Annotated in this window: 14 protein-coding genes and 1 pseudogene; 9 read left to right on the top strand and 6 right to left on the bottom strand. The window is 57.1% G+C overall.

Annotated features, from left to right (window positions below):
* Positions 1–67: 67 nt before the first annotated feature.
* Positions 68–2104 carry a vWA domain-containing protein gene (locus Pla100_RS01075; RefSeq protein WP_231602532.1) on the bottom strand — a complete coding sequence of 679 codons (2037 nt, stop codon included), beginning with the start codon at positions 2102–2104 and terminating at the stop codon, positions 68–70.
* Between the two features lie 175 nt (positions 2105–2279).
* On the opposite strand from Pla100_RS01075, the gene Pla100_RS01070 reads away from it, so the two are divergent.
* From Pla100_RS01070 to Pla100_RS01040, 7 genes are all read left to right on the top strand, one after another.
* Positions 2280–5978 (top strand): caspase family protein, encoded by a 3699-nt coding sequence (locus Pla100_RS01070; RefSeq protein ID WP_146575846.1) that lies wholly within the window; start codon positions 2280–2282, stop codon positions 5976–5978.
* A gap of 1316 nt (positions 5979–7294) precedes the next feature.
* Complete coding sequence (locus Pla100_RS01065) at positions 7295–9112, top strand: hypothetical protein (RefSeq protein ID WP_146575845.1); 1818 nt, start codon at positions 7295–7297, stop codon at positions 9110–9112.
* Positions 9113–9181: 69 nt separating this feature from the next.
* Positions 9182–11026: a mechanosensitive ion channel family protein gene (locus Pla100_RS01060; protein ID WP_231602530.1), complete on the top strand. Its 1845-nt coding sequence runs from the start codon at positions 9182–9184 to the stop codon at positions 11024–11026.
* A gap of 130 nt (positions 11027–11156) precedes the next feature.
* A complete protein-coding gene (locus Pla100_RS01055) occupies positions 11157–12236 on the top strand; it encodes an SMP-30/gluconolactonase/LRE family protein (protein ID WP_390620542.1) in 1080 nt (359 codons plus the stop codon).
* 5 nt (positions 12237–12241) lie between these two features.
* Positions 12242–13222 carry a GTP 3',8-cyclase MoaA gene (gene moaA, locus Pla100_RS01050; protein ID WP_146575844.1) on the top strand — a complete coding sequence of 327 codons (981 nt, stop codon included), beginning with the start codon at positions 12242–12244 and terminating at the stop codon, positions 13220–13222.
* 121 nt (positions 13223–13343) lie between these two features.
* Positions 13344–13610: a MoaD/ThiS family protein gene (locus Pla100_RS01045; RefSeq protein WP_146575843.1), complete on the top strand. Its 267-nt coding sequence runs from the start codon at positions 13344–13346 to the stop codon at positions 13608–13610.
* Positions 13603–14058, top strand: a complete 456-nt coding sequence (locus Pla100_RS01040; protein WP_146575842.1) for a molybdenum cofactor biosynthesis protein MoaE — start codon at positions 13603–13605, stop codon at positions 14056–14058. The genes Pla100_RS01045 and Pla100_RS01040 overlap by 8 nt, the downstream gene beginning before the upstream one ends.
* A gap of 48 nt (positions 14059–14106) precedes the next feature.
* Here Pla100_RS01040 and Pla100_RS01035 read toward each other — a convergent pair whose 3' ends face one another.
* The 3 genes from Pla100_RS01035 to Pla100_RS01025 form a co-directional block, all read right to left on the bottom strand.
* Positions 14107–15564, bottom strand: coding sequence for a sodium:solute symporter family protein (locus tag Pla100_RS01035; protein ID WP_231602528.1), 1458 nt, complete (start codon positions 15562–15564; stop codon positions 14107–14109).
* Positions 15565–15571: 7 nt separating this feature from the next.
* Positions 15572–16771, bottom strand: a complete 1200-nt coding sequence (locus Pla100_RS01030) for a type III PLP-dependent enzyme (RefSeq protein ID WP_146575841.1) — start codon at positions 16769–16771, stop codon at positions 15572–15574.
* A gap of 473 nt (positions 16772–17244) precedes the next feature.
* Positions 17245–19812: a DUF11 domain-containing protein gene (locus Pla100_RS01025; RefSeq protein WP_146575840.1), complete on the bottom strand. Its 2568-nt coding sequence runs from the start codon at positions 19810–19812 to the stop codon at positions 17245–17247.
* Positions 19813–20391: 579 nt separating this feature from the next.
* Here Pla100_RS01025 and Pla100_RS01020 point away from each other — a divergent pair.
* Positions 20392–21414 carry a DUF1573 domain-containing protein gene (locus tag Pla100_RS01020; RefSeq protein ID WP_146575839.1) on the top strand — a complete coding sequence of 341 codons (1023 nt, stop codon included), beginning with the start codon at positions 20392–20394 and terminating at the stop codon, positions 21412–21414.
* Between the two features lie 53 nt (positions 21415–21467).
* Positions 21468–21959 (top strand): hypothetical protein, encoded by a 492-nt coding sequence (locus Pla100_RS01015; RefSeq protein WP_146575838.1) that lies wholly within the window; start codon positions 21468–21470, stop codon positions 21957–21959.
* Here Pla100_RS01015 and Pla100_RS01010 read toward each other — a convergent pair.
* A pseudogene (locus Pla100_RS01010) lies at positions 21901–22185 on the bottom strand (family 16 glycoside hydrolase); the annotation flags it as partial. The gene Pla100_RS01015 and the pseudogene Pla100_RS01010 overlap by 59 nt on opposite strands.
* A gap of 84 nt (positions 22186–22269) precedes the next feature.
* Positions 22270–23679, bottom strand: coding sequence for a DUF1501 domain-containing protein (locus Pla100_RS01005; RefSeq protein WP_146575837.1), 1410 nt, complete (start codon positions 23677–23679; stop codon positions 22270–22272).
* Between the last annotated feature and the right edge of the window lie 55 nt (positions 23680–23734).

The raw sequence follows: 23734 nt of genomic DNA, 5'->3' as shown, positions 1-23734 counted from the left end.
GGGAACAAACATATGAATTGCTAAACGTGCTTAAGAAACGATCATTCGGCTTCGCCGGATCAAAACACTATTGATCCAAACCCGGTAACGCTTCGTTGAGTTTGGGAAGATAGTTGTGGCGGGTTTCGTCGCGGGTTTCGTCCCATTGCAACCATTGCCGTAACTGTTCCGCTTCGGGGCTGTCCGGCCAACCGGCGAGGATGGCGACGGTGTGCTGGCGGGCGAGTTTCGCGTCGACGACTTCTTCCGCAACGCCCCAATCGCCCGCGTATAAACCCGATAACATCCAGTGGCCGCGCCGCTGCGTGTCGCTAGGCATCTCCGGATCGGTCATCTTTTCGTACAAGGTGATCGCTTGGTCGGTTTCCCGCCGGGCCAACAACCGGAAGTCCGCTTCGACTTCCAACGCGAGTGGTTGCGAACCGATTTTGTCGCGTTGGTTGTACGCTAACCGCAACGCCGATTTGCAATCTTTCATTGCCTCGGTCGCACGATCTTCGATTTGATCTCGGAACAAGGCAGAGGCTTGGTTGAACGACACGTTGGCTAAGACCCAATGAGCCAAACCGTTGTCGGGTTCTTGCTCGATCGCTTGCTTTGCGGCCGCTTCGGCACGATCGAGCCACCGCTGCGATTGGTCGCTACCGATGGCTTCACCGAGCGACTGTTCGAGCGATCCGATTGCGGTTAGGACGGCCGACGTCGTGGACGCATTGCCAGCGATCGGAGTTTGCAAAATCGACGATTGAGCACTTTCCAACACTTCACTGGCAAACCTCGCGAAATCAGGATCGCTCCCGGGCGATCGAGCGGCCGCTTGCAGGACGACTTTGGCGAGGCCATCGGGGCTGCCACGATGGGACACTTGAATGACTGGCAAACCGTCGCGTTGGCGGAACGCGACCGTTCGCATCGTCGTTTCGTCTTGCAAACGACCCCACACGACGTAATCGACTCGCAACCGCGCCGCCAAACCGCGAATGGCTTCCATTTCGTCGAGCCCTTCGGCTCGCATTCGACGTAGCTGGCGTTCGACATCGAGCGGGTTCTTGATACGAACGCCCGAGAGCTGGCGTAGTTTATTGACCAAGGCTGTCGCGACCTGAGCGGCGGGACGTTCAGGGTCGAACGAGATTTGCGAGACAGGTTCGTGCGGCAACACCGCGATCATCATCGACGACGATTGCGGTCTTGACTTGCGATCGGCGGCCAAGTCTCGCAATGTGATCGGTTGGACTGGTGTGTACTGCGTCGGCGGCGGTTGGCTTTTCTTCGTGAACGCCTCGCGAATGACGGGATAAGAGAGGTCCAACACCATTCCCCCGGTCTCCGTCGATAATCGGTCCATCATTCGCCGTGTGCTGCCGATCGATTCCAGGTGCGGCTCGCTGGTTTCCTCGGTGCTCTTGCAGAGGATGCAATGAATTTGAATGCCACGCGATGATGCAAGCGATACCAAGACTTCATCGGCAAAATACCTTTTGGCGTCGGGCAACTCTTTGTCGCTGAAGTCACTCGGATAGGGCGGTGCATCGCCGAACAGGATGATCCATTTCGAAACCGTCGGATCGTCACTCCAATTCAACTTCGTCACGGCACGATGCACGCCGATATCGACCATCTCGTAATAGAACGGCGCCCCTTGTTGAGGTTGTAACGAATCGATCGCGGATTGAATCTCGGCATCGTCAGCGGAAAAGGCTGGCAACAGCATCTCAACTTCTGATGCGGGTGAATCGAAATCACGATAGACGACGATGGCAACGCGAACTTGACCGGAACGAAGCCGACGGAGGTCACCGATCATTCGCAGCAATGATTCTCGGATGCCTTGCAACTCTCCGGCCATCGAATCGGTCCCGTCGACGACGATGGCGACTTCCAATTCAGCCGACTGGCCCGCCATGTCGAGAAAGTTTCGCTGCAGCAATCCCATTGTTTTGCGTTTCGGCGCGGCCAACGGCGAAAACATCGATTCGATCGCATTGCCGACCACTGAAATCGGTTCGTCGGCGGAAACCATGCCCCGGGGATGCCACACCAATCCGAAGATCACCAGCAAGACAACGCCACCCGTTTTCAAGGGAGAGGTGAAGATACCCATGGGTTCAGACCGTCATGAAAAATGGAAAATGATGCGGAAAGCCGACCGCGAGCATGTCAGAATCGGTTCCCCAGTCGAAGCGATTACAAAACGGTTCCGACACTCCGGGGGGCTTTAGGATACCATAAAGGTTTCTCCGGTTTGGGTACTTTTCCCACGTTCTTTGAAACGCCTCATGATCATTAACCGCGCACTCTACAAATCGATGCCGAGCGGGCTAACGCGAGTTTTGGTTTGGGCGTTCGCGTCGGCGACGGCCATTGCGACCGCACAATTGCCTGACGAGACGCGTCTACCCAACGCAAACGAGCGACGTGCCGCTCAGGAAGCGATCCAGTCGACTCAAGACCTTCCTGGCGAAACGTCATTGCGAGGAACAAAACGTGTGGTCCAAGACTCAAGCGATGCCGGGAATCTGTTGCCGATGATGCCGACGGAGTTGGTTTTGCAGCGAGGCGACATGAAAGACGCCCCTGTTGCCGATGCCACCCCCAAGGCTGACCAAGACCCAACGGACGCGGATGACGACACGCCAGGCGATCAGCGACCGATCTTGCGATTGAACTACGACGGGCACAGCAGCCGAGTCAACGTCGTTCGATTCAACGAGACGGGCGACCGTTTGATCACCGCCGGGCAAGACAAGGATGTCCATGTTTGGCAACGGGATCTGCGGAACCCGCAGCAATGGGTTCACACCCGGACGGTTCGATGGCAAGTTTGGCGTGGCCCCCGTGGTGTTATCAATGACTTGGCGATTCGTCAAAACGAAATTGCGATGGCCGGTTACGGTGCGATGGGGGGGACCGGGGAAGTGTGGGTCGCCGATGCCGCTACCGGAAAATGGATTCGTTCGCTTGCCGACTACACGGCCGCGCACCGCGTGACCGTGGATAGTTTGTCATGGTCGAAAGACGCTACGCCCATATTGGTCTCGGCGGACTTGGCGGGACGCGTTGTGCGTTGGACGACGGATCCGTCATCGGGTCGATGGCGACCGGAGACGATCATCGGCGAAGACACGAGTACGTACGGCGATTCGACCGCGAAATTATTGAAGCCGTTTCGTCGTTTTCACGCAATGACGACCTTCGGCGGCCAGATCGCCACGACTCATCTCAATCGCTTGCACCGCAACCCGATCCCGGGTGGCGGCGAATTCACGTTTCCGATTTGGCAGGTGCAATTGCATGCACCGGAGTCTGGCAGTCAGCCCGTTCGACTCGACGGCGAGATACCGGGACTGATCACTCAGCTGCGTTCGTCGTCTGACCAACGAGTACTCGCGGTCGCCTGTCATACCGCCCGCGAAGTGAAACTATGGCGACGACAACCGGAGACAAATACACTCGCCGTCGAGAACGTTTCCGTCGATGGTCGCCCGTTGTTCGTGGACATCGATGCGTCCGGCGGGCGGTTACTCGTCGGAACCGAGGCGGATGATTCCCCCGCCATCGTTGCGTTGTACGATCTGACCACCCAACCCACCCGTCTGATCGACTCGATGGTTCTGAAAGAAACCGCAGCGTCGGGTGTGTTCGACCCGACGAATCGATCCGTGGTCTTGGCGATCGGAAACGCATTGCAAATCCATGACACCGACGCCGAGGGACGATGGAACACTTCAGCACGGCAGGTGCTCAAGACTCCGATCAAGCCGATCACTCGGATCGCCGCGAGCGCCCAAGCCGATCCTGTGCGGGTAGCGATTTCTCGTGCAAAAACCGACGATGGTGACAAGCCGTTTTCGGAGGTCTTCAATCTTTCGGATCTGTCACTCGAATCGGTCCCCGTCGATGACATCGCAGACGATCAGTTCTTGGAAGGACAAAGGCTCGATACAAAAATTACCGTTCGGCCATCGGCCACCGACTTCAATGTCTTCCAGCTGTATCGGGATGAAACGCTCCTCGGCACCCTTCCGCTGCGTCCCGAACTTCACGGCCGTCCGACGACGGTAAGCACGGTAGAAATCCAAGGCCAACCGTTGGCCATCGTCGGCACCGAAGGCCAAAACAATGTCTATGTGTTTTCACTCGCTGCAGACCCATCAGCCATAGCGAATGTTCCGCTGAAAATTGTCCGGCAATTTCGCGGACACTTCGGCACCGTGCGATCGACCAGTGCCTCCGCAGATGGACGCTTCCTGTTGACCGGCAGCGACGATGCGACGCTGTGTGCTTGGAACTTGGGTGAGGTCATGACCACATCCGACATGGTCAATCGCTGGGGCGCAACGTTCGAGACCCTCGACGGAAAACTCACTGTGGCCAGCATCGATGAAGCCGGTCCGTTGTTTTTTCGTGGCGTTCGGATCGGGGATCAAGTCAGTCGCTTGAAGTGGCCCGATGAACAGGGCAAGACCGTGACGGCCGAGACACCCGAGACGATCGGGAAGGCACTTGCAGAAACCACGTTCGATACCCAAGTCGTTTTTGAAGTGGACCGACAAGGCCGACCGATCGAGACGTTCCAAATGTTTCCCGCATGGTATCCGCTGGCGACGGTGTTGATCGATGAGGAACGTGAATGGGCGATGTGGACACCAACAGGCATTTACAACGCGTCGTTGGCGGGCAACCAACGTTTCGGATGGCAACTCAACCGGGGACTCGGTGCAGACGTCGAGTATTTTCGTGCCGATCAGTTTCGTGCTTCTTTAGAACGTCCCGCTGTGATGCGGCGGCTATTGTCGTCGGGGTCGTTGGCCGCGGCGATGCGAGTGACGCTCGGCGGCGGACCTCCGCCGGGCGAAACGGCAATCATCAATCAGATCGCGTCGCGACCTCGCATCCGAATTCTTTCTCCGATTCCCGAAATGCTAGGCAAGACGCCGACGGTGGGCCCTGGACCGAGCACCGAAGTGATCGCTCGCATCGAAAGCCCGGCTGGTGTGGGGATTGCTTCGGTGAAAGCGTTCATGGATGGTATTCCCGGTGTATTGAAGTCTCAAGAAACGATCGATGCGACGACGACCGAATTCCGCTGGGACTTCGAATTACCGCGACAGACGGAATTGCAGTTGGATGTTTATGCGGCAACCAATTCGCAATCGGCGGCACGCGAAACCATCGTCGTGCGTCGTCTGCAAGCGACACCACCGGCCAAAGCTAAGATGCATTTGATCGCGATGGGAATCAGCCGATACGCCGATCCGAACATCCTACCACTCGACTTTGCCGCCAAAGCCACCGACGCGGTCGCGGACGCTTTGCGGCAGTACGCCGAACCGCTTTATGACGTGACCACGACGCAACTGGTTGATTCGCAAGCGACTCGATCGTTGTGGCGAATCTATGCCCGATCGACATTGGATCAATTGAAAGAAGCAGTCGGACCGGATGATTTGGTAGTCATGTATTTGTGCGGCCACGGGATGCGGGACCGTCGAACCGGACAATGGTATTTCGTCTCAGCCGACGCGGATTATCGGGATCTCATGAACGATCAATACAACGACTGCGTGTCGTTATCTGACTTGAGCGTGTTTGCGAGTCTACCGTGTCGTAAACTGGCAATCCTCGATTCGTGCCACAGCGGAGCCGTGCAAAGTTTCATGCGTGAGGATGACCTCAAGTCGGCGATTCGAGTGCTGCAGGACGATGTCGTGATGACGATCACGGCGAGCGAAGGACGTGAAGAGGCCGCCGAAGTCGTCGAAGCCGGTTTGGGTCGATTCACGTCTCGGTTGCTCGAGGCTTTGGCGGGCAAAGCGGACCTGGACCGCGATGGCGAAGTGAGTCTTCGTGAAACGGTGCAATATGTTTCACGAACCGTCGCCGAAGATTCAAGCCAAGAAGGCATGATGCAGCATCCCACCGCTGGTCCTCCCGATTTAATCAATCGACTCAACCTCCCCTTAACCCGTCCTTAACGAAGTAGGCTGGGTCGCAGCCGCTTCGGCGCAGACCCGGCAGTCCCCCAAGGACATTCACCATCTAGCCGTTAGCTTTCCAAGCACACCCGACCCGCCGGGTGTTCGTCGCCAAAGCTCTCCTCCACCCAGCCTACGTTGACTCCCCTTAACCCGTCCTTAACGATGTAGGCTGGGTCGCAGCCGCTTCGGCGCAGACCCGGCAGTCCCCCAAGGACATTCAACATCTGGCCGTTAGCTTTCCAAACACACCCGACCCGCCGGGTGTTCGTCGCCAAAGCTCTCCTCCACCCAGCCTACTTTGACTCCCCTTAACCCGTCCTTAACGATGTAGGCTGGGTCGCAGCCGCTTCGGCGCAGACCCGGCAGTCCCCAAGGACATTCAACATCTGGCCGTTAGCTTTCCAAGCACACCCGACCCGCCGGGTGTTCGTCGCCAAAGCTCTCCTCCACCCAGCCTACGTTGACTCCCCTTAACCCGTCCTTAACGATGTAGGCTGGGTCGCAGCCGCTTCGGCGCAGACCCGGCAGTCCCCAAGGACATTCGCCATCTGGCCGTTAGCTTTCCAAGCACACCCGACCCGCCGGGTGTTCGTCGCCAAAGCTCTCCTCCACCCAGCCTACGTTGACTCCCCTTAACCCGTCCTTAACGATGTAGGCTGGGTCGCAGCCGCTTCGGCGCAGACCCGGCAGTCCCCCAAGGACATTCGCCATCTGGCCGTTAGCTTTCCAAGCACACCGACCCGCCGGGTGTTCGTCGCCAAAGCTCTCCTCCACCCAGCCTACGTTGACTCCCCTTAACCCGTCCTTAACGATGTAGGCTGGGTCGCAGCCGCTTCGGCGCAGACCCGGCAGTCCCCAAGGACATTCGCCATCTGGCCGTTAGCTTTCCAAGCACACCCGACCCGCCGGGTGTTCGTCGCCAAAGCTCTCCTCCACCCAGCCTACGTTGACTCCCCTTAACCCGTCCTTAACGAAGTAGGCTGGGTCGCAGCCGCTTCGGCGCAGACCCGGCAGTCCCCAAGGACATTCAACATCTGGCCGTTAGCTTTCCAAACACACCCGACCCGCCGGGTGTTCGTTGCCAAAGCTCTCCTCCACCCAGCCTACGTTGAACCTCGATCGACGTATTGAAATCAACCAGGCTGGTTAATCGGTACAGTTTGACAAAGCGGCGTCAGAATGCCAAAGACCGGCTTCCGATCACACCAATTATGATGATTCCCCGAGGGAGGGTGATCCGATAGTGAGGGTTGAATCGACCGTCAGAGTGATGACGGTTGTCCCGTTTTGTTAATCGAATCCGTCCCGAGGCCATGATGCCGTCATCCAGAATGTCACCCAGCGTCGTCCAGCGTCGTTTGCGTCTTTTGGCCAGCATTGGGTTGGGAATAGCGTTCTCGGCGGGCGGTTCGGTCGTGGAACGGTCCCGTTTGGCGGCGGCGGACGCGCACTGGAACGGAGCTTGCCCACCGACGATCCCTCAGCACTGTCCACCGAGCGACTGCAACCCGCACGTTTATCCGCACGGTCCCATGAGTCCTTCGGCACCTGTGCCACCGAGTTGGTATCACGACTCCATTCCGCTTTCACCGGGGATGTCGGCACCGATGGGGCAACCGTCGCAGCCCTTCGATCCGCCGGTAACGGATGATCCGTCGGAAACACCCTCGGATGAAGTGCCGCCGGCGCAGTCCGAAAACGATCCTCCCGCTGCGGCACCCGACGATACTCCGGCGACGAACAATTTTGACAACATCAATGCATCGGATTTTCAATCGAGTTTTGCGAGCACGCAAAGCTCTTTTTCGGCGGCTCCAACGGTCATTGGCGATTTCGCCGGCGGCGGGTTTGCGCAGTTCAACACAACGATTCGAGTCATCTCGAGCGGCTATGCGGCTGGCTTCGGGTCTCCCAATCCTACCTTTGACCTGATCGCACCCGGCGGTTCCAATTTTCCGGACTTGATCTCCGTCGGACCCGGATTTGATGTGGCGGGAAACGATTCCTTCATCGACACCTATGATCTGGCTGAACCATTGCCGCCGACCGACGCACCCTTGGCTCCCGGACCCGGTTTTACTTATGACGGTGGAACGATCGTTTACACCAACGGCTCGACGGGAACGGACGCGGTTGCCGGTGATCCGCTGGACGGTGATTTGTGGTACTACAATTATGTGTACACTCGCAGCCTCGGAGGCATCGGTGGTGGCGGTGACGGCGAACTCCGTCCGGTCCCCAGTCCTGGGGTGAGCGTTCGACGAGTCAAAATTTCTGAGAACTACAGCCCTGAGATTCGCGACCGAGCTTTCTTCAACTACAGCTTCTTCAATGACTTCGTCGGCGGTTTGGGGGATATCAGCCGTTTTGTCGTCGGCATGGAACGCGTGGTCGTCGAAGATCTTTTCTCGATGGAAGTTCGTTTACCGGTCGCTGCCACCTATGGTAGCCGCCAAAGTCTCAACGACGCGGAAGCACGCGACATGGAAGTGGGAAATGTCGCGTTTATCGGGAAAGCCTCGCTGTTCCGAGGAAATGACTTCATGTGGGTAGGAGGTTTGGGCGTGTCCATCCCCACCGCCGACGATACCGAGATCACAATGGACGGGTTTGATCTGGTCAACATCGAAAACAAAACGGTTCAAATTCAACCGTTCACGTCGGTGCTCAAGCGTTGGGGCGACTGGACCGCTCAGGCCTACATGCAATTGGATCTCGCTGCCAACGGCGACCCCGTTCACGTCAACAACAACCTCAACGATCCTGGTTTGGGAACCCTCGAGCAGGTCGGTGTGTTCACGGATTCCAACTTGATGCACTTGGACTTTTCTCTTCACTGTCTTTTGTATCAACGAGCCCAATCGGACAACGGTCTGAACGCGGTGATCAGCAACGCGGAATTGCATTACACAACTACATTGCAAGATGCTGACCTCATCACGCAAAACACGTTTGACTACACCGCCCTACAAAACAACTTCGACATCGTTAACACGACGCTCGGAGCGCACTTTGTCTTCGGCAAAAAGAACGACTTCATCGTCACCCCAGCCATGGCGATTCCTCTTCGAGATGGTTTCGATAAGCAGTTCGATTACGAAGCGCTTGTGCAGGTAAACTACTTGCACTAGTGGCAATTGCCTCGCCGAACTAGGCGAGAATCACATTGGCATGAACATTGCAACCGATAGCAGACGGCTATGTCTTTCCGTCTCGCTTCGGCAGCATTTATGTTTTCTCGGCTTATCGTTTCTCTTCTGCTCACCACCGGACTGGCATCGGTGACGTCGGCTCAGTCGCTGCTATCCTCGGGGGAGAGCAAACCTGACGGCGGTCGTCCGAAATCGACTCAAGTTGGTTTTTTCGAGTTGATGGAATCCGGGGGCGACGCGATGCTCGATTGGTTCAAGCCCGCCGGGCATCAACCGAGCGTCGAATCTCCCGAATATGATTCACAGGCGAGCCCCCGCGACACCGTGATGACTTTCTTGGAAGCAATGAATCACGTGGTTCAAGGACGACTCGAACCGTTCTCTCGTGCAACGGATTGTTTGCCCGATACCACCGATCAGAAAGAGCAAGTCGCGAGGGACTTGTTCCGCGTCTTCGATCGACTTCCTGAAATCACGCCCGGTTTGCTTCCCGGCGAAAAGACGGTTGAGCAGGAAAAGACTAGCCGCTACGAACTATTCCCTCGTGGGATCGAGAACGCGTGGGCTTACGATGCCTTGGGCGAAGCTCCCCAGGGACGCATCGTATTGGTTCATCAAGATGGTCGTTGGATATTCAGCCCCAATACCGCCGAAGGTGTCGACAAGTTGCTCGACAGCATGAAAGACATTCCACCGCGAACGCAAAAGCAACGCGAAGGGCAGTTGTTTCTTAGCGTCGTCGAACCGACCTTCCAAAAAACCGCCACGTCGGATTGGCTGCTCGCGCTGACGTGGGCTCTGGGCGGCATCGCGTGCGGTTGGCTGATCTACAAGCTCGTCAATCATTTAATTGACAAACGCGAAAATAGCGGCGACGATTTAATCACGCCGATGTTGACTAGCTTGATGATTCCGGCGGTGATTTTGGTGACCGTTTTCGGTTTCGCCATCGGATCGGCGAAAATCTATATGCATCCCGTGCTTTCAAACTTCCGCTGGAATGTCATCGAGGCCGCCATCGTGCTTGCGGGCGTTTATATGCTCGTCAGCGTCATTGAATTGATGTGTCTGGGCGTTCGAAGAAGCTTTTTTAACAATACGGATCCCTACGCACGGATGATGTCACTGGTCGTCCGTCGCAGCCTGCGGGTGATCGCGACGATCGTACTTCTATTATTCGTTTTTCAAAACGTTTTTAAATGGAACGTCGCCGCGCTGATCGGCGGGTTCAGTATCGTCGCCTTGGCGTTATCATTGGCCGCGCAGGACGCCGTTAAAAATCTGTTTGGAGCGTTGACGATCTTCGCCAACCGACCGTTTCTCGACGGCGATTGGGTAAAGTTTGATCGCGAGATCGGCGAAGTTCAGGATGTCTCGTTGCAGGTGACTCGCATTCGTCTGCTGTCCGGTGAGATTCTCTCGGTGCCGAACATGAAGTTCATCGACAATCCCGTGGAGAACTTATCGATGCGAAAATATTTGCGACGCATGATGGACGTCCAAATCACTTACGACACACCGCCCCAAAAAGTCGACGAAGCGATCTCAATACTCCAAGACATTCTGACGAGCGACGACATCGTCAGCGATGGCCAAAGTGATCTGGAAGCTCATCCGCCGAAGGTTTGGTTTGATCGGTTTGGGGCGTACTACCTCAATCTGCGTGCGGATTATTGGTACATGATGGACCGGGAGTCCAACCGTGTTCAACGTGATACGGAACGCGGTTGGTTCAGCTACTTGGACCACGCCACACGGGTCAATCGAATGGTCTTGGAACGATTCAATGAAGCCGGCATCGATTTCGCCTTCCCGACGCAATCGGTCTACTTGACCGACGATCCCGATCGCAACTTGACGATTCAGACGCGGCAATTGCAGGAAGCGTTCTGAACGTGGCGTCGACTTTCAGTCGACGCATCCTGATTGGCGACTAAAAGTCGCCATTACCTAGTCGCTCGTTGGTTGGCGCCTTGTGGTAAAAAAAGGAACCCCCAACCGCTCGGGCGTCGGAGCGATTAAGATGATGACACCCACCAAACGGTTCCTCTCACCCACGTCCCCCATCATGCGTCACCTACTTCTCTGCGTTGCGATCTCGGGCATCGCAATGGTCTCTCAAATGCCTCAAGCCTACTCTCAAACCACCCCGCTGTACCGAACCCTTGGGCGGATCGAATCGTTGGATTCGTCGTTCAATAACCTGATCGGCGAGGATGCCGAGATCGAAGTCTTAGCCAGCGGGTTTACCTGGACCGAAGGGCCGGTATGGGTACCGAGCAACGCGAGCGTCGATGGATGCGAATTCGAATCGGGATGCTTGTTGTTCTCGGACATTCCGCGAAACACGATCTTTCGCTGGACGCCCGGTCGCGGCATCGACACGTTCATGAACCCGAGCGGCTACACCGGGGTTTCCTATTACGGACTCGAACCGGGCAGCAACGGTTTGATGCTCGACGGCGAAGGCCGACTGTGCATGTGCGAACACGGGGATCGCCGCGTTTCCATGTTGACGCCCGGAGGCGGCAAGTTGACCCTCGCCGATCGATATGATGGAAAACGGCTCAACAGCCCCAACGACTTGGTATTCGACCAAGCGGGCAACCTGTACTTCACCGATCCGCCGTATGGCCTTCCCAACCGTGAAAGCGATCCACTGCGACAGCTCGATCATTTTGGCGTATATCGGCGTTCGGCCGATGGCAAGATCGAGTTATTGACCACTGAGATGACTCGCCCTAACGGAATCGGTTTGTCGCCGGATGAAAAAACGCTTTACATCGCTCAAAGCGATCCGCAGCGACCGGTGTGGGTCGCATTCGACCTCAAGGAAGATGGTAAGCTGGGGCCCCAACGAGAACTGGCCGACGCATCGGAGTTCATGAAAGAATTCCCCGGTCTACCCGACGGGATGGCGGTGCATTCCAGCGGCACGTTGTTCGGCAGCGGCCCGGGAGGAATTTACGTGATGACGCCCGCAGGCAAGCTGATCGGCCGAATTGTAACCGGTGGACGGACCAGCAATTGCACGTTCGACCCGAGTGAGTCATGGTTATTCATCACCAACGATGCCAACCTTTGCCGCGTCCGCATGAAGTAAATGGAATGTTAGTCGATCGCTTTGGGCGAGTTCACCGTAGTCTTCGCATCAGCGTCACGGATCGCTGTAATCTGCGATGCACTTACTGCATGCCCGAGCATACCCCCGACTATCAACCCCGCAGCGAGATTTTGACGTTCGAGGAGATCGAGCGATTCACCCGAGTGGCCGTTTCGTTGGGCGTCGATGACGTGCGTTTAACCGGAGGCGAGCCGCTCGTTCGATCTCAATTGCATCGTCTGGTCGGATCCTTAAGCCGTATCGAAGGTCTTGGCAAGATCGCGCTGACGACCAACGGCGTTCTTCTGGCCGATCAAGTTGAGGAACTTTTCGCGGCCGGGTTGCGATACGTCAACGTGAGTCTGGACGCACTCGACGCGGCTTCGTTTCAAACAACAACCCGTCGTGATGAACTCGACCGAGTTCTCTGCGGCATCAACGCGGCCCACGAGATCGGGATGCGGGTCAAAATCAATTCGATCGCAATGCGAGGCTTGACCGAACACCAGATCACCGCGTTCGGCGAATTCACACGACGAACGGATATCCCGATCAGGTTCATCGAGTTCATGCCGCTCGACAGTGACGGTCAATGGGACGAAACATCCGTCTTTTCGGCGAAAGAGATTTTGCGACGATTTGCGGATCACTTCGGACCACTGAAGCCTGTTGCGGCGAACACCTCGTCACCGTCGAAAGACTATGAATTCGCCGACGGCCATGGTCGGGTGGGCGTGATCGCATCGGTGACCGAGCCTTTCTGTCACAGTTGCGATCGCTTTCGCATCACGGCGGACGGTCAGCTGCGAAATTGTTTGTTCGGCGAAGACAACGGAGACGTGCGTGCCTTGTTGCGTACTAGTGAAGACGACCAGCCGATCCGTGATTTGATCGTCGCCGCCATCACCGCCAAACGAGCCGGCCACGGTACCGACGATCTGACGTTCCTGCGACCATCTCGTCCCATGCACGCGATCGGAGGCTAAGAGCCTATCCGAAAAGGGGTCTGACCCTCTCCCGCGAAACCAGAAAAGCAACGAAAATTGACTCGCCCCCAAAGGGTCAGACCCCTTTTCGGATAGGCTCTAAATGGAAACGAAGTCATCAATGAAAATCCCCACCAACCCGTCATGCCGAATCCTTGTCTTTGGCCCGCAGGCGTTAACGCTTCAAGCCAACGAGGCTTTGGTCAGCAACGTTGAATTTCCGATCCGAGTGTCCGACATGATCTCCGAACTGGTAAGGCAATATCCCGCGCTCGAGCCGTCGATCGCGGTCAGCCGGTTGGCCGTCAATCAAGAATTCGCAGCACCCGAATCGCTCATCGAGGCTGATGACGAAGTCGCTTTGATCGGATTGATTAGCGGTGGATGAACGCCCCATTGAGACGCTCGTTGAAGTCCGCGTGACCAACGGGCCGATCCATTCGCCATATCCGTTCCCGCCGGCGTCGATTGATAACGCCGGTGCGGTCATCATGTTTCGAGGGATCGTCCGGCCGAATGAAAAATCTATCGACGTGGAAGACCTAAACGCCGCTCGTGAAAAGCCGATCGAGGGTTTGAAGTACCAAGTCTATCAACCCATGACGACTCGCGAGTTAACGCGATTGGCCGCCGCCCAGGCTCAACGACACGGCATACTCGCCGTGGATGTCGATCACAGTGAAGGGTTCGTGGCGGCCGGCGAATGCTCGTTCGTCTTACAAGTCGCGGGCGAACATCGCGACGAAGCGATCCGGTTCATCGATGAGTTCATCGTCGAAATGAAACGGCAGGTGCCGATTTGGAAAGTGCCGCGTTGGCAAATCTCGCGAACCTAAGGCTTCGTTGCTCTCTTTAGCCGACGTTTGGGTTCAACCGCGTAGCATTCACTCAGACGGGTGAGGAGTAGTCGCTGGGCCACCGCCGCTCATTTGGGGCAACAGCGAACCGACGACGATGGCGATCAAGCTTGCCGCCAAGCCACACAGTTGAGAAGGCACGATGAAGTCAGGCGAGAAATAACCGACCAGCAACCACGTACTCACGCCCGCGACGATACTACACAAGGCGCCTTGGGTCGTGGCACCCTTCCAAGCCAATCCGACTGCCAACGGTGCGAGTGCTCCGACTAACGGAACGCTGTAGGCTTGTTGCACCATCTCGTACATCGTGTTGTTGCTGCTGAGGGCTTGGTACAGTGCGACACCGGCAAAGATCAACAGCACCACTCGCAACCATCGCAACATCACGTGGTCGCTCATCTCAGGTGCGAACGGCTTGATGACATTCTCGACGATCAAACTGGTGGGGGCCAACAGCGTACCGCTTGCGGTCGAAAGGATCGCCGATACGAGTGCACCTAAAAACAAAGCCTGAGCCCAAAACGGCGTTGACAACATGATCGCCGAAGGCAACGCCCGTTGGACTTCGCGGTTGTCTTCGCTGGCGAATTGGGCCAAGTATTCTGGATCGATGACAACGGCCGCGTAGGCGATGAACATCGGCACGAACGCGAACATACAGTAAAACATCCCGCCCAACAAAGTCCCGCGAACCGCTGTCTTTTCGTCTTTGGCACTGGTAACCCGCTGGAACACGTCCTGTTGCGGAATCGATCCCAACGCCGCCGTCAGAAAGCCCGCGATGTATACGAGCCAATCACGGGCACCGGTATCGGGAAAGACCTGCAAACGTCCACTCTCGTACGCCGACGACAGCACCACATCGGCACCTCCGGCTGCGCGAGCCATCAGGGTCGCGACGACGATTAGGCCGACGATGATCACGAAGGTTTGAATCATATCGGTCAACGCGACCGACCACATCCCGCCCATGACCGTGTAAAAGGCCACGATGACCACACCGATCATGATGCCGTGGTTGATCGTCAACCCCGGCCATCCGGCCGTTTGACCGAGCACGGAGATCACCAATCCGAGGGCGGTGAGCTGCGCCGCCGCCCAACCGAGATATGACATGGCGATGACGACGGACGTGAAGACCTCCGTCGTCTTGCCGAATCGCTTTCGATAAAAGTCACCGATCGTCAGCAAGTCCATCCGGTACCAAGCCTTGGCGAAAAACAACGCGACCAAGACAAGGCAGAACGAAAAACCGAACGGATCACCAGGGATCGCTCGCAAACCTTCGCCGGCAAACGTGGCCGAAACGGACAAGACTGTCTCGGCCCCGAACCATGTCGCGAAGACGCAAGCGAAATTCATGTAGAGCGGCAGCGAACGTCCCGCCACCATGAAGTCCCGCGCACCATCAACCCTTCGGGCGGCAACGCACCCGATGACAATGGTCAACGCAAGGTAGCTGATTACGGCGATTGTGAGCACGATAGGATTATCCGAAACTGATGCTGCGGGCGACAGGCAATCCGTTAAATGGCGAGGCGCTGGCACCGGCGTAGGCACCCATCGACGGGACCAAAATCAAGTCGCCGAGTTCCATCTCTGGCAACATTTGGTCGCGGCAAACGATGTCACTGCTATCGCAGGTCGGCCCCGCGACGACACACGGGCCGACTTCACGACTGCCGTCGTTTTGGACGAACAGGGGGAAGTCGGTGTGGTCGAACATCTTACCAGAAAACGAACCGTATAGACCATCGTCGACGTAAACCCAAGGCATACCCCAACGGGTGCTCTTGCCGATGACTTTGGTGATCAAGGTCACGCATTCGGTGCACAAGCCGCGTCCGGGCTCGGCGATCAAACGGATGTCCAAGTCGCCGAACGTTTCTTGCAAACCGGTCCAGATCGCACCGCCGAATGATTCGATCGTCGGGGCGTCGTCACGATACGGAGCGGGGAAACCGCCACCGATGTCGAGCACTTCGAGACGATAGCCGGCGCTGCGAGCGTCCTCCCAAACCTGGCGGATGTTTCGCAACACGCCGCAGTAGTCTTCCGGGTTGAGGCACTGGCTACCGACGTGGAACGAGAAGCCCCGAACGTTCAAGTTCATCGACTTGGCAACGGCCAGCATCTCCAATGTTTCTTCGATCGGGGTACCGAACTTCGCCGACAGATTGATCTTGCTGCTCGCGCCCGTCGTGGCGATCCGCAACAGCAAGTTCACATCAGGTGTCAACCGAGCGATCTTGGCCGCTTCGATCGGGTTGTCATAGACGAACCAACGAACGCCGGCTTCATAGCATTCCAGTAAGTTCGAATCAGTCTTGCACGGATGCGTGTGCAACATCCGATCGGGAGTGAAACCGGCTACCAGTGCGGCGTGCATTTCGCCAGCCGAACACACATCGACGTAGGCGTTCTCGGCGCACAGGGTCGACAGGATGTGACGATCGGGGTTGGCTTTGGCGGCGTAATAAAGATCAACGCCGGGCATCGAGTTTTTCATGGCCCAATAGGTGTCGATCAGTTTCGATTTCGACACCACCAGCAACGGGCTTCCATGCTCGTCGGTTAGCTGTTGGGCTTGTTCAAAGGTGAGGTTGACTTGGGCGACACGTTGGCGAGCTTCGGCAGGGAAATCACGGACTTCGTTTTCGAAGCTACGCAGCGGTAGCGGTGCGATCATACGGCTGGGGTGCCTCTGCGCTAGAGTGGAGTCAAAGGAAACAGAAAAACGGAACCAAGATCGTCTGTTCAGAAGAAGCTGAGGTGACAGCTCGTCCGGACAGACGAAGGCCGACTTTTCCTCGCCGTTATCGGGCCGCATCCGGGCAGCAATAACGTGTTGACCCACTGAGATTTGAGCCCCCGAAGTGTCGGGCGGATCAAACTGGCTCGAGCGTTAGGTATGGCAACGTCGTGCGCTTTCGGCTGGGTGATCGTGCTTTGGATCGTCCTGCCAGGCACTGGGGTTCATCGGCTACAACCTTGCAAGCCGGTCCGAACCCAGACACCTTCAACAAAGGGAAACTACGAGAGGCGGGGCCAGATGGTTTTTCACCAAAATGGCTTTTCCTCACGCGCCGCGAATAATATCGGTCCTCACTTTTTCTTGTCGAGAGTGAAAACGAAAAAATTTGAAAATCAACGGCCATAAAATCAACGGTCTTCGTAGACCATCGTGCTCTCTTCTTTGGTGACCGGCACCCGGGCTTGGTCACTGGTGACGATCGCTTTGATGATATGCGTGTTCGGCTGAGTCCCTCGCACGCGGACCCGGTACACCAAGTCGCCGCCGGCGGGCAGGTTGCCATGCGGGGCAAACGTCAAGCCGCCACGACCGTCGGTTTGGACCTCCGCGTCGCTTTGCAACAATTCGATCCCCGGGGGCACGACCAAGCGAACTTGGACGTTCGTGTCGTTGCGAGAACCTGCGTTCTTCACACGAATTTCATAGGTTGTTTCGCTTCCCAATTCGATCGGGTCGGCCGTGTCCGCGATCGAGAAACTCAGTTCGGCTTGCGACTGAACCGATACGGTGCTTTCACTTTGGGCCCGTGTTTCCAGATCGGCGACGGCTTCCAAACGAATCGCTTGGTCGCCTTCTTCGACCGGCAGCAACGTCAGTGGAACGCTGCCGGCGTCCCCGGGCGGCAAGTTCACGATCGACCACAAGACGGCGTGGCGGTTGGAATCGTAGTGACCGTTGTTCTCGGTGCTGACGAAGGTAAAACCACGATCGAGGTATGCGATGACTTCGACATTCGTCGCCGGAGCGGTGCCGTTATTTTCGATGTTGACCATGTAGGTCGCTTGTCGTTCGAGGAACCGGCGGCTCGGGCCGGCCAATTGCACGCCCAGCGACGGTGCGACGACTTCCACGTCGACGGAGTCGGTGACCTCTTGAGCGTCCTCGGCGACCAAGTGAACGACGTTGCGAATCATGCCAGGCTGGACCGCTCGCAGACGCAAGATCTCACGCCGGGACTCGCCGGGGCGAAGCGTCCCCAGCGCGTTGTCGAGTTGGCGACCTCGTGGGTGATCGAGTCCTTGGGGGACGTCTTCTTGCAAGATCACTCCGGTCGCTTCGCCGGTACCGACGTTGGAAATTTCAAGTTCGATTTCGAGCTGTTGTCCGATCAAGACCTTTTGTGGGGCACGTTGAACGATCTTCAGTTCCGGCCGCGTGCTACGGGTGCGGACCGAAGCGGCGGCTTCGAACGTGACGCGCGCGACGCTGCCGAGTTCGCCTTCTTCGCGGGCGATCAATTGCATCGTGATCGAACGCTCGTCACCGATCGGCATCGGGCCGAGGTCCCACGTCAACAGATCGCCGGTGCGGATCGGGGCCGGCGTCGCTTCGATCAATTCCATCCCGGCGGGGATGCGATCATGGACCTGAACGCCGAGGGCTTCGGCCGAACCGACGTTGCGAACTTGAACGACAAAAGTCGCCGGACGACCGACTTTCACTTCGGAGGGTGCCCGCTTGTGAATCACCACACTCGGCGTTTGCACACCTTCGAGACGGCGGTCTCCTGGAATGCTAACGGCGATCGAATCTCCGTTGGGATCGGCGTACCGGGCGTTGTCGTAGCCTGAGTTGCCTGACGCCCGTGGATCGGCACCACCTGGAAGCCCCATCGTTTGATGTCCGGCCAAACGAGCCGGCGGGTTAGCTTGGTAGCTCGAGCCGACCTCATTGGGGTACCGTGCTGGTTCGGTGTAAGAGTTGTTGGTCTCGTTGACGGCTTGATTGACTGCTCGGTAAGGAGCCTGCTGGGCGGGCATCGCTTGCGGTTGAGGCAGCGAGGGCAGCGGCATATCGAGCTGGGCTTGGCCTTGGTACTGCGGAGCGGAGTCGCCGTATTGTGGAGCGGGTTCTTCGTACTGCGGAGCGGGCCCCGCGCGCAGCGAGTTGTTCATCGGCAGGCCCATCGCCGGTGCCGACTCAGCAGATTCGTAAGCGGGTTCCGATCGGCTGGGTCGGGGTGGTCCCAGCGTGTTCGAGGGTTCCATCGATGGTTGCAATGACACATCGGGACCTTGATCGAACTGGATTTCGCTCATCGAGATCTCGCTCATGGGGGCGGGTGCCAAGGCGGCCGGATCGAATGAGTCGGCTTCCTGCATCGAATCGGCCTGCGTCGTTGCGTCGCCGCTCGGCATGCCCATTGCCGGCATGATCATCGACGGGCCTGAGTCCGCGACCTGATCGCCCGAGGCCTGAACGCCCGAGGCCTGGGGTGCCGAGACCTGAGGTGCCGATGCATCGGGCAACGGCATCGACACGGCTTGGGGCATCGACATGGCTGGGAATGATGGCGGCTGAGTTTCCGACGGCTGTTGATTCGCTGTGGCTGATTCTTGATCGACGGGGGCCTCATGGTTGACCGTCGTCACCAAAGCACCACCAGTGTCGCTACCGGGAGGGTTCCAAGCGTCGGTGTTAAAAGCGGCCGGCATCACGCTGGGACCCATCGTGCTGGGGCCCATCATATCGTCAGCCGATGAACCCTGAGCGAAGGAATCATACTGTGCTTGTTCTGGCCCGGCCTGGATCGGAATCGGCAACGAGTCGGACCAAGCCGGGGCCTGCATCGCCGGCAAGGGCGTCTCATCAACGATCTCCTGCCGCTGAGCTTGGGCGGCCGCGAAAGCTCCCAAACCGATGGTGACGATGCCGCCGGTTAGACGCCAGCTTAGTCGTTTGAAGAAGTCGTTCATCGCTGCATTCCCGGCCAATCGTTGGCTTGCGTGACGGAGGTTGGATGGGTGGGTTTGTCCCGATTGATCCGCTGAAAACGGACAACTCGTTCACTCACCAGACGGGTTAGCAAAACCGTTCGCGGTGCAACAAGAGCGAAACCCAAGGTTTCGCCCGACGGGGCCGCAACGCACGGGCGTCCAAACGCAGGCTGGGTGGAGGAGGCTTTGCGACGAACACCCGGCAAGTCAGCTGGTCTAGTTGATCGTCGATGGTTGGTCTGCCGGGTCTTCGCCGAAGCGGCTTCGACCCAGCCTACATCCTGCGCCAAAATCGGACGGATCCGTTGGGTCAGCCCAACCCGATCGATGATTGCGATGCTGCCGGTGGGATGGTCGGGCGTTGGGAGGATTTCGTGAAGTGTTGACCGCTCGTACCCCGAAAACGGTATTAAGTATCCGAAGTAGGACAGGAAAGAGAAAGAATCTGCGAGTTTTGCGTGATTCCCCCCCGTTCGATCTTGCCCGATCCTGTCCTAGCTGTACTATTGACTGAATCAATCCCCAAATCTCCCAAATGTCTCCCGGAGGGGACCTGTGATGTTGCGATTCTTTACCCGGTCGGCCCGTTTCGTTGCACTGGCGGTTACTTCGGCGACTGTCATCACGTCCACCGCCGTTGCAGATTGGACGGATTCGGTCTTCCCGATTAAGAGCCATAGCTTCGGTACCGTCGCGGTCGCATCGAAGACTGAATTTGCCTTTCCGATCTACAACACGACCGGGCGGGACATGCACATCCAAACCGTTCGTGCTTCTTGCGGCTGCACCACGCCGATATTGAGCACGAACTACATCCCCGCCGGTGCGCAAGGAACGCTGTTGGCTCGTTTCAATACGCCAACTTTTCGGGGAAAAAAGGGAGCAACCCTGACGGTGGTGATCGATCAACCGTTCTACAGTGAAGTTCATCTGAAGGTGGACGGCTATATCCGGTCCGATATGGTTTTTCATCCCGGAGCCGTGGAGATTGGAACGATCAACCAAGGCGAAAGCGAGATCGGAACGACGAAGCTTTATTACGCCGGACGTAGCGATTGGCAGGTGATTGACATGCGAGCAAACCAGTCGTGGCTCGTGCCGACATTCAAGCAAATCGAACGTGGTGCGACCAACGCGACCTACGAGCTAAGTGTTCAGGTTCGCGAAGATGCTCCTGAGGGATTCTTTCAGGACGAGGTGATCGTTCAAACCAACGACCGCAGCATGCCACGGGTACCCCTGCGAGTTTCCGGCACGGTCGTGACCGCGCTGAATATCTCGCCTCAGTCGATCGCGTTGGGAACCGTTAAGCAGGAACAACAAATTATCCAGCGACTGGTGATCACCGGAAGGGAACCGTTTGCCATCGATTCGATCGAATGCGAAGGCTGGAGCGTGGAATTCGCCAACAACGGTGCCGAAAAGAAAATTCACGTGATCAGTGTCAAGATGAGCCCCAGCAGCGCCACCGGTTCACAACGTGTTCCGTTGGTTATCAAAACAGCGGGCGAAAACGCGGTGACCGCGAAGGCCATTCTCACCGCCGAAGTCCAACGCGAACAAATTGCCGTTAACAACTGACGCGGATCGGAAACCTCGTGACGCCGAATCATTGTCGGCGTTCCGACTTCGGCATGACCCAGCCATTACCAAATCCAGACGACGAGCGATTTGAGCCTCCCCGCTCGATCGGCCCCGCTCCGCAGCTTTCTTCCCGTGGCCTTTTTTTGGCCCTGGCGGCCGTGTGCTTGTTTCCATTGATCACGCTGAGCGCCTACGCCATCGTGTTCGGTAAGGCCAGCGAGCATGAACTTCCCGTCGGCGTTCTCGTCGACCGCAGACCGTTGCCAACGATCGACGGTCAAGCTCGGCGACTTGATGACGTGGTTGTGATTCAAAGCCAAGTGGACTTTGACATTCCGAACCTAACAATCAATCTCAACGGCCAGTACTTCCTCTACCAAGACAAGCCATTGCTTGCCGGCGAAGAACTTGTCGTACGCCAAGCCGCCTTCGCAACCAAAAGCAATCAACGATGGGTGCCCGGGCGATATCCACTGTCGGAAATCACCGTGACCGGCAAGTTACCCACCGGAGCGCGTGGCGTGACGGAAGTTCAGTTCTGATCCAACTTCTTGACCCGCAGATTTCCTGCGTGCACCAGACGTTATCCACCAGTCCCGGGTCGTCGACGTTCACGACTCCATACAACGAACTGGTTTTCTTAGGATCGTGGTGCGTGATATTGACCTGGCATTCGTAACCTTGCTTCGGCCAGCCTTCGTCCTGATACTTTGTATGGAAGTAAATCCCCGCGTTGCTGCCCGGTGTCGTCATCACCTCGGCTTTGAAATGGAAATCGTCATCTCAAAATCCTCATCGTGGTGGAAACTCAATACAGCATGACTAAACCAAGGAACGCCCCTTGGAAACGGCCTACGCCAACAATTCGTGAATCACTTTGCCGCCGAACTGCGATAGCTGTTTATGGCGACCGGCGTGATAATAGGTCAACTTATTGTCGTCGAGTCCGAGCAGGTGCAACAGTGTGACATGAACGTCGCGGATATGGTGGACACATTCGACCGCTTCGGCGCCGATCTCGTCCGTGGCCCCCACGGTATGGCCCGCCTTGGTTCCGCCGCCAGCGAACCACATCGCCATCGCCTTGGCGTTGTGATCGCGTCCATAGGATTGGTCGCCGCCTCGCAAACCATTATCGGGCGTCCGTCCGAATTCACCGCACCAAACGACCAGCGTGTCTTGAAGCATGCCACGTTGTTTGAGATCGCGAAGCAGAGCGGCGATCGGTTGATCGACGCTTTGGATCAAAGCCCCGTGCGCCTTTTGGATGTAGTCGTGACTATCCCAGTTGCCGGCATAAGCTTGAACAAAACGCACGCCCTTCTCGACCAAACGTCGAGCCAACAAACACTTTCGTCCGAACGCATCGGTGTCCGGGTTGCCGATTCCGTAATCATCAAGCGTCGCCTGTGATTCACCCTCCAGATCGATGACGCCCGGCACCTCGGCTTGCATCGAATAAGCCAGTTCGTAGCTCTCCATGCGAGCCATCAAGTCCCCACGCCCCGGACGATCATTCAGATGATATTGATTCAGTTCCGCGAGCAGGTCCAAGTTCTCACGCTGCCGCATCGCGGACACACCCGGCGGAGGTGACAGATTCAGGATCGGGCTGCCTTCGGCCCGCAATGGAGTCCCTTGAAACTTCGCCGGCAAGAAGCCATTGGTCCAGTTGCCTGCGCCGCCTTGCGGATAACTCGTCCGAGGCAGGACGACAAAGCCCGGCAAGCTCTCGTTGGGCGAACCGAGTCCGTACGTCACCCAGGATCCCACGGCTGGATCACCGCCGAATTGATTTCCGGTGTTGAGTTGATAGCAGGCGGTGGGGTGATTGACCGATTCGACTTGGGCACCGCGATAAAAACAAATGTCGTCGACCATCTCCTTGAGATGAAGCCAAGGGGTAGAAATGTCGGCACCCGATTGGCCCGCTTTGATGAAATCAAATGGACTTTTGACGAAGTAGCGTTTTCCGGACGACATCGCGCTTTCCATTTCGCCGCTGCGAGTGAAAGCCTTAAGGTGTTGGCGGGTCAGTTCCGGTTTGGGATCGAACGTGTCGATGTGCGACGGGCCGCCTTCCATCATCAAGAAGATGCAATGCTTGGCTTTGGCGGCATGATGTGGTTGCTGGGTTTCAGCTTGCAGTAACGATTCGAAAGCGACCGCACCCAAGCCCGCACCGATTCCGTACAGCGCGGTTCGGCGATTGAAATCGGATCGACAAAAGTTGGGAAACGCGGCGTGTGAAGGACGTTTCATCGTTCGACTCGGGTGGACGATTGAATGGAATTCGCAGGCCATCCAGTATAACACA

The organism is Neorhodopirellula pilleata (assembly GCF_007859915.1).
GTDB classification, from domain to species: Bacteria; Planctomycetota; Planctomycetia; order Pirellulales; family Pirellulaceae; genus Rhodopirellula; species Rhodopirellula pilleata.
The sequence above is the reverse complement of the archived record's forward strand: the minus strand, read 5'-3'. Positions and strand labels throughout refer to the sequence as shown.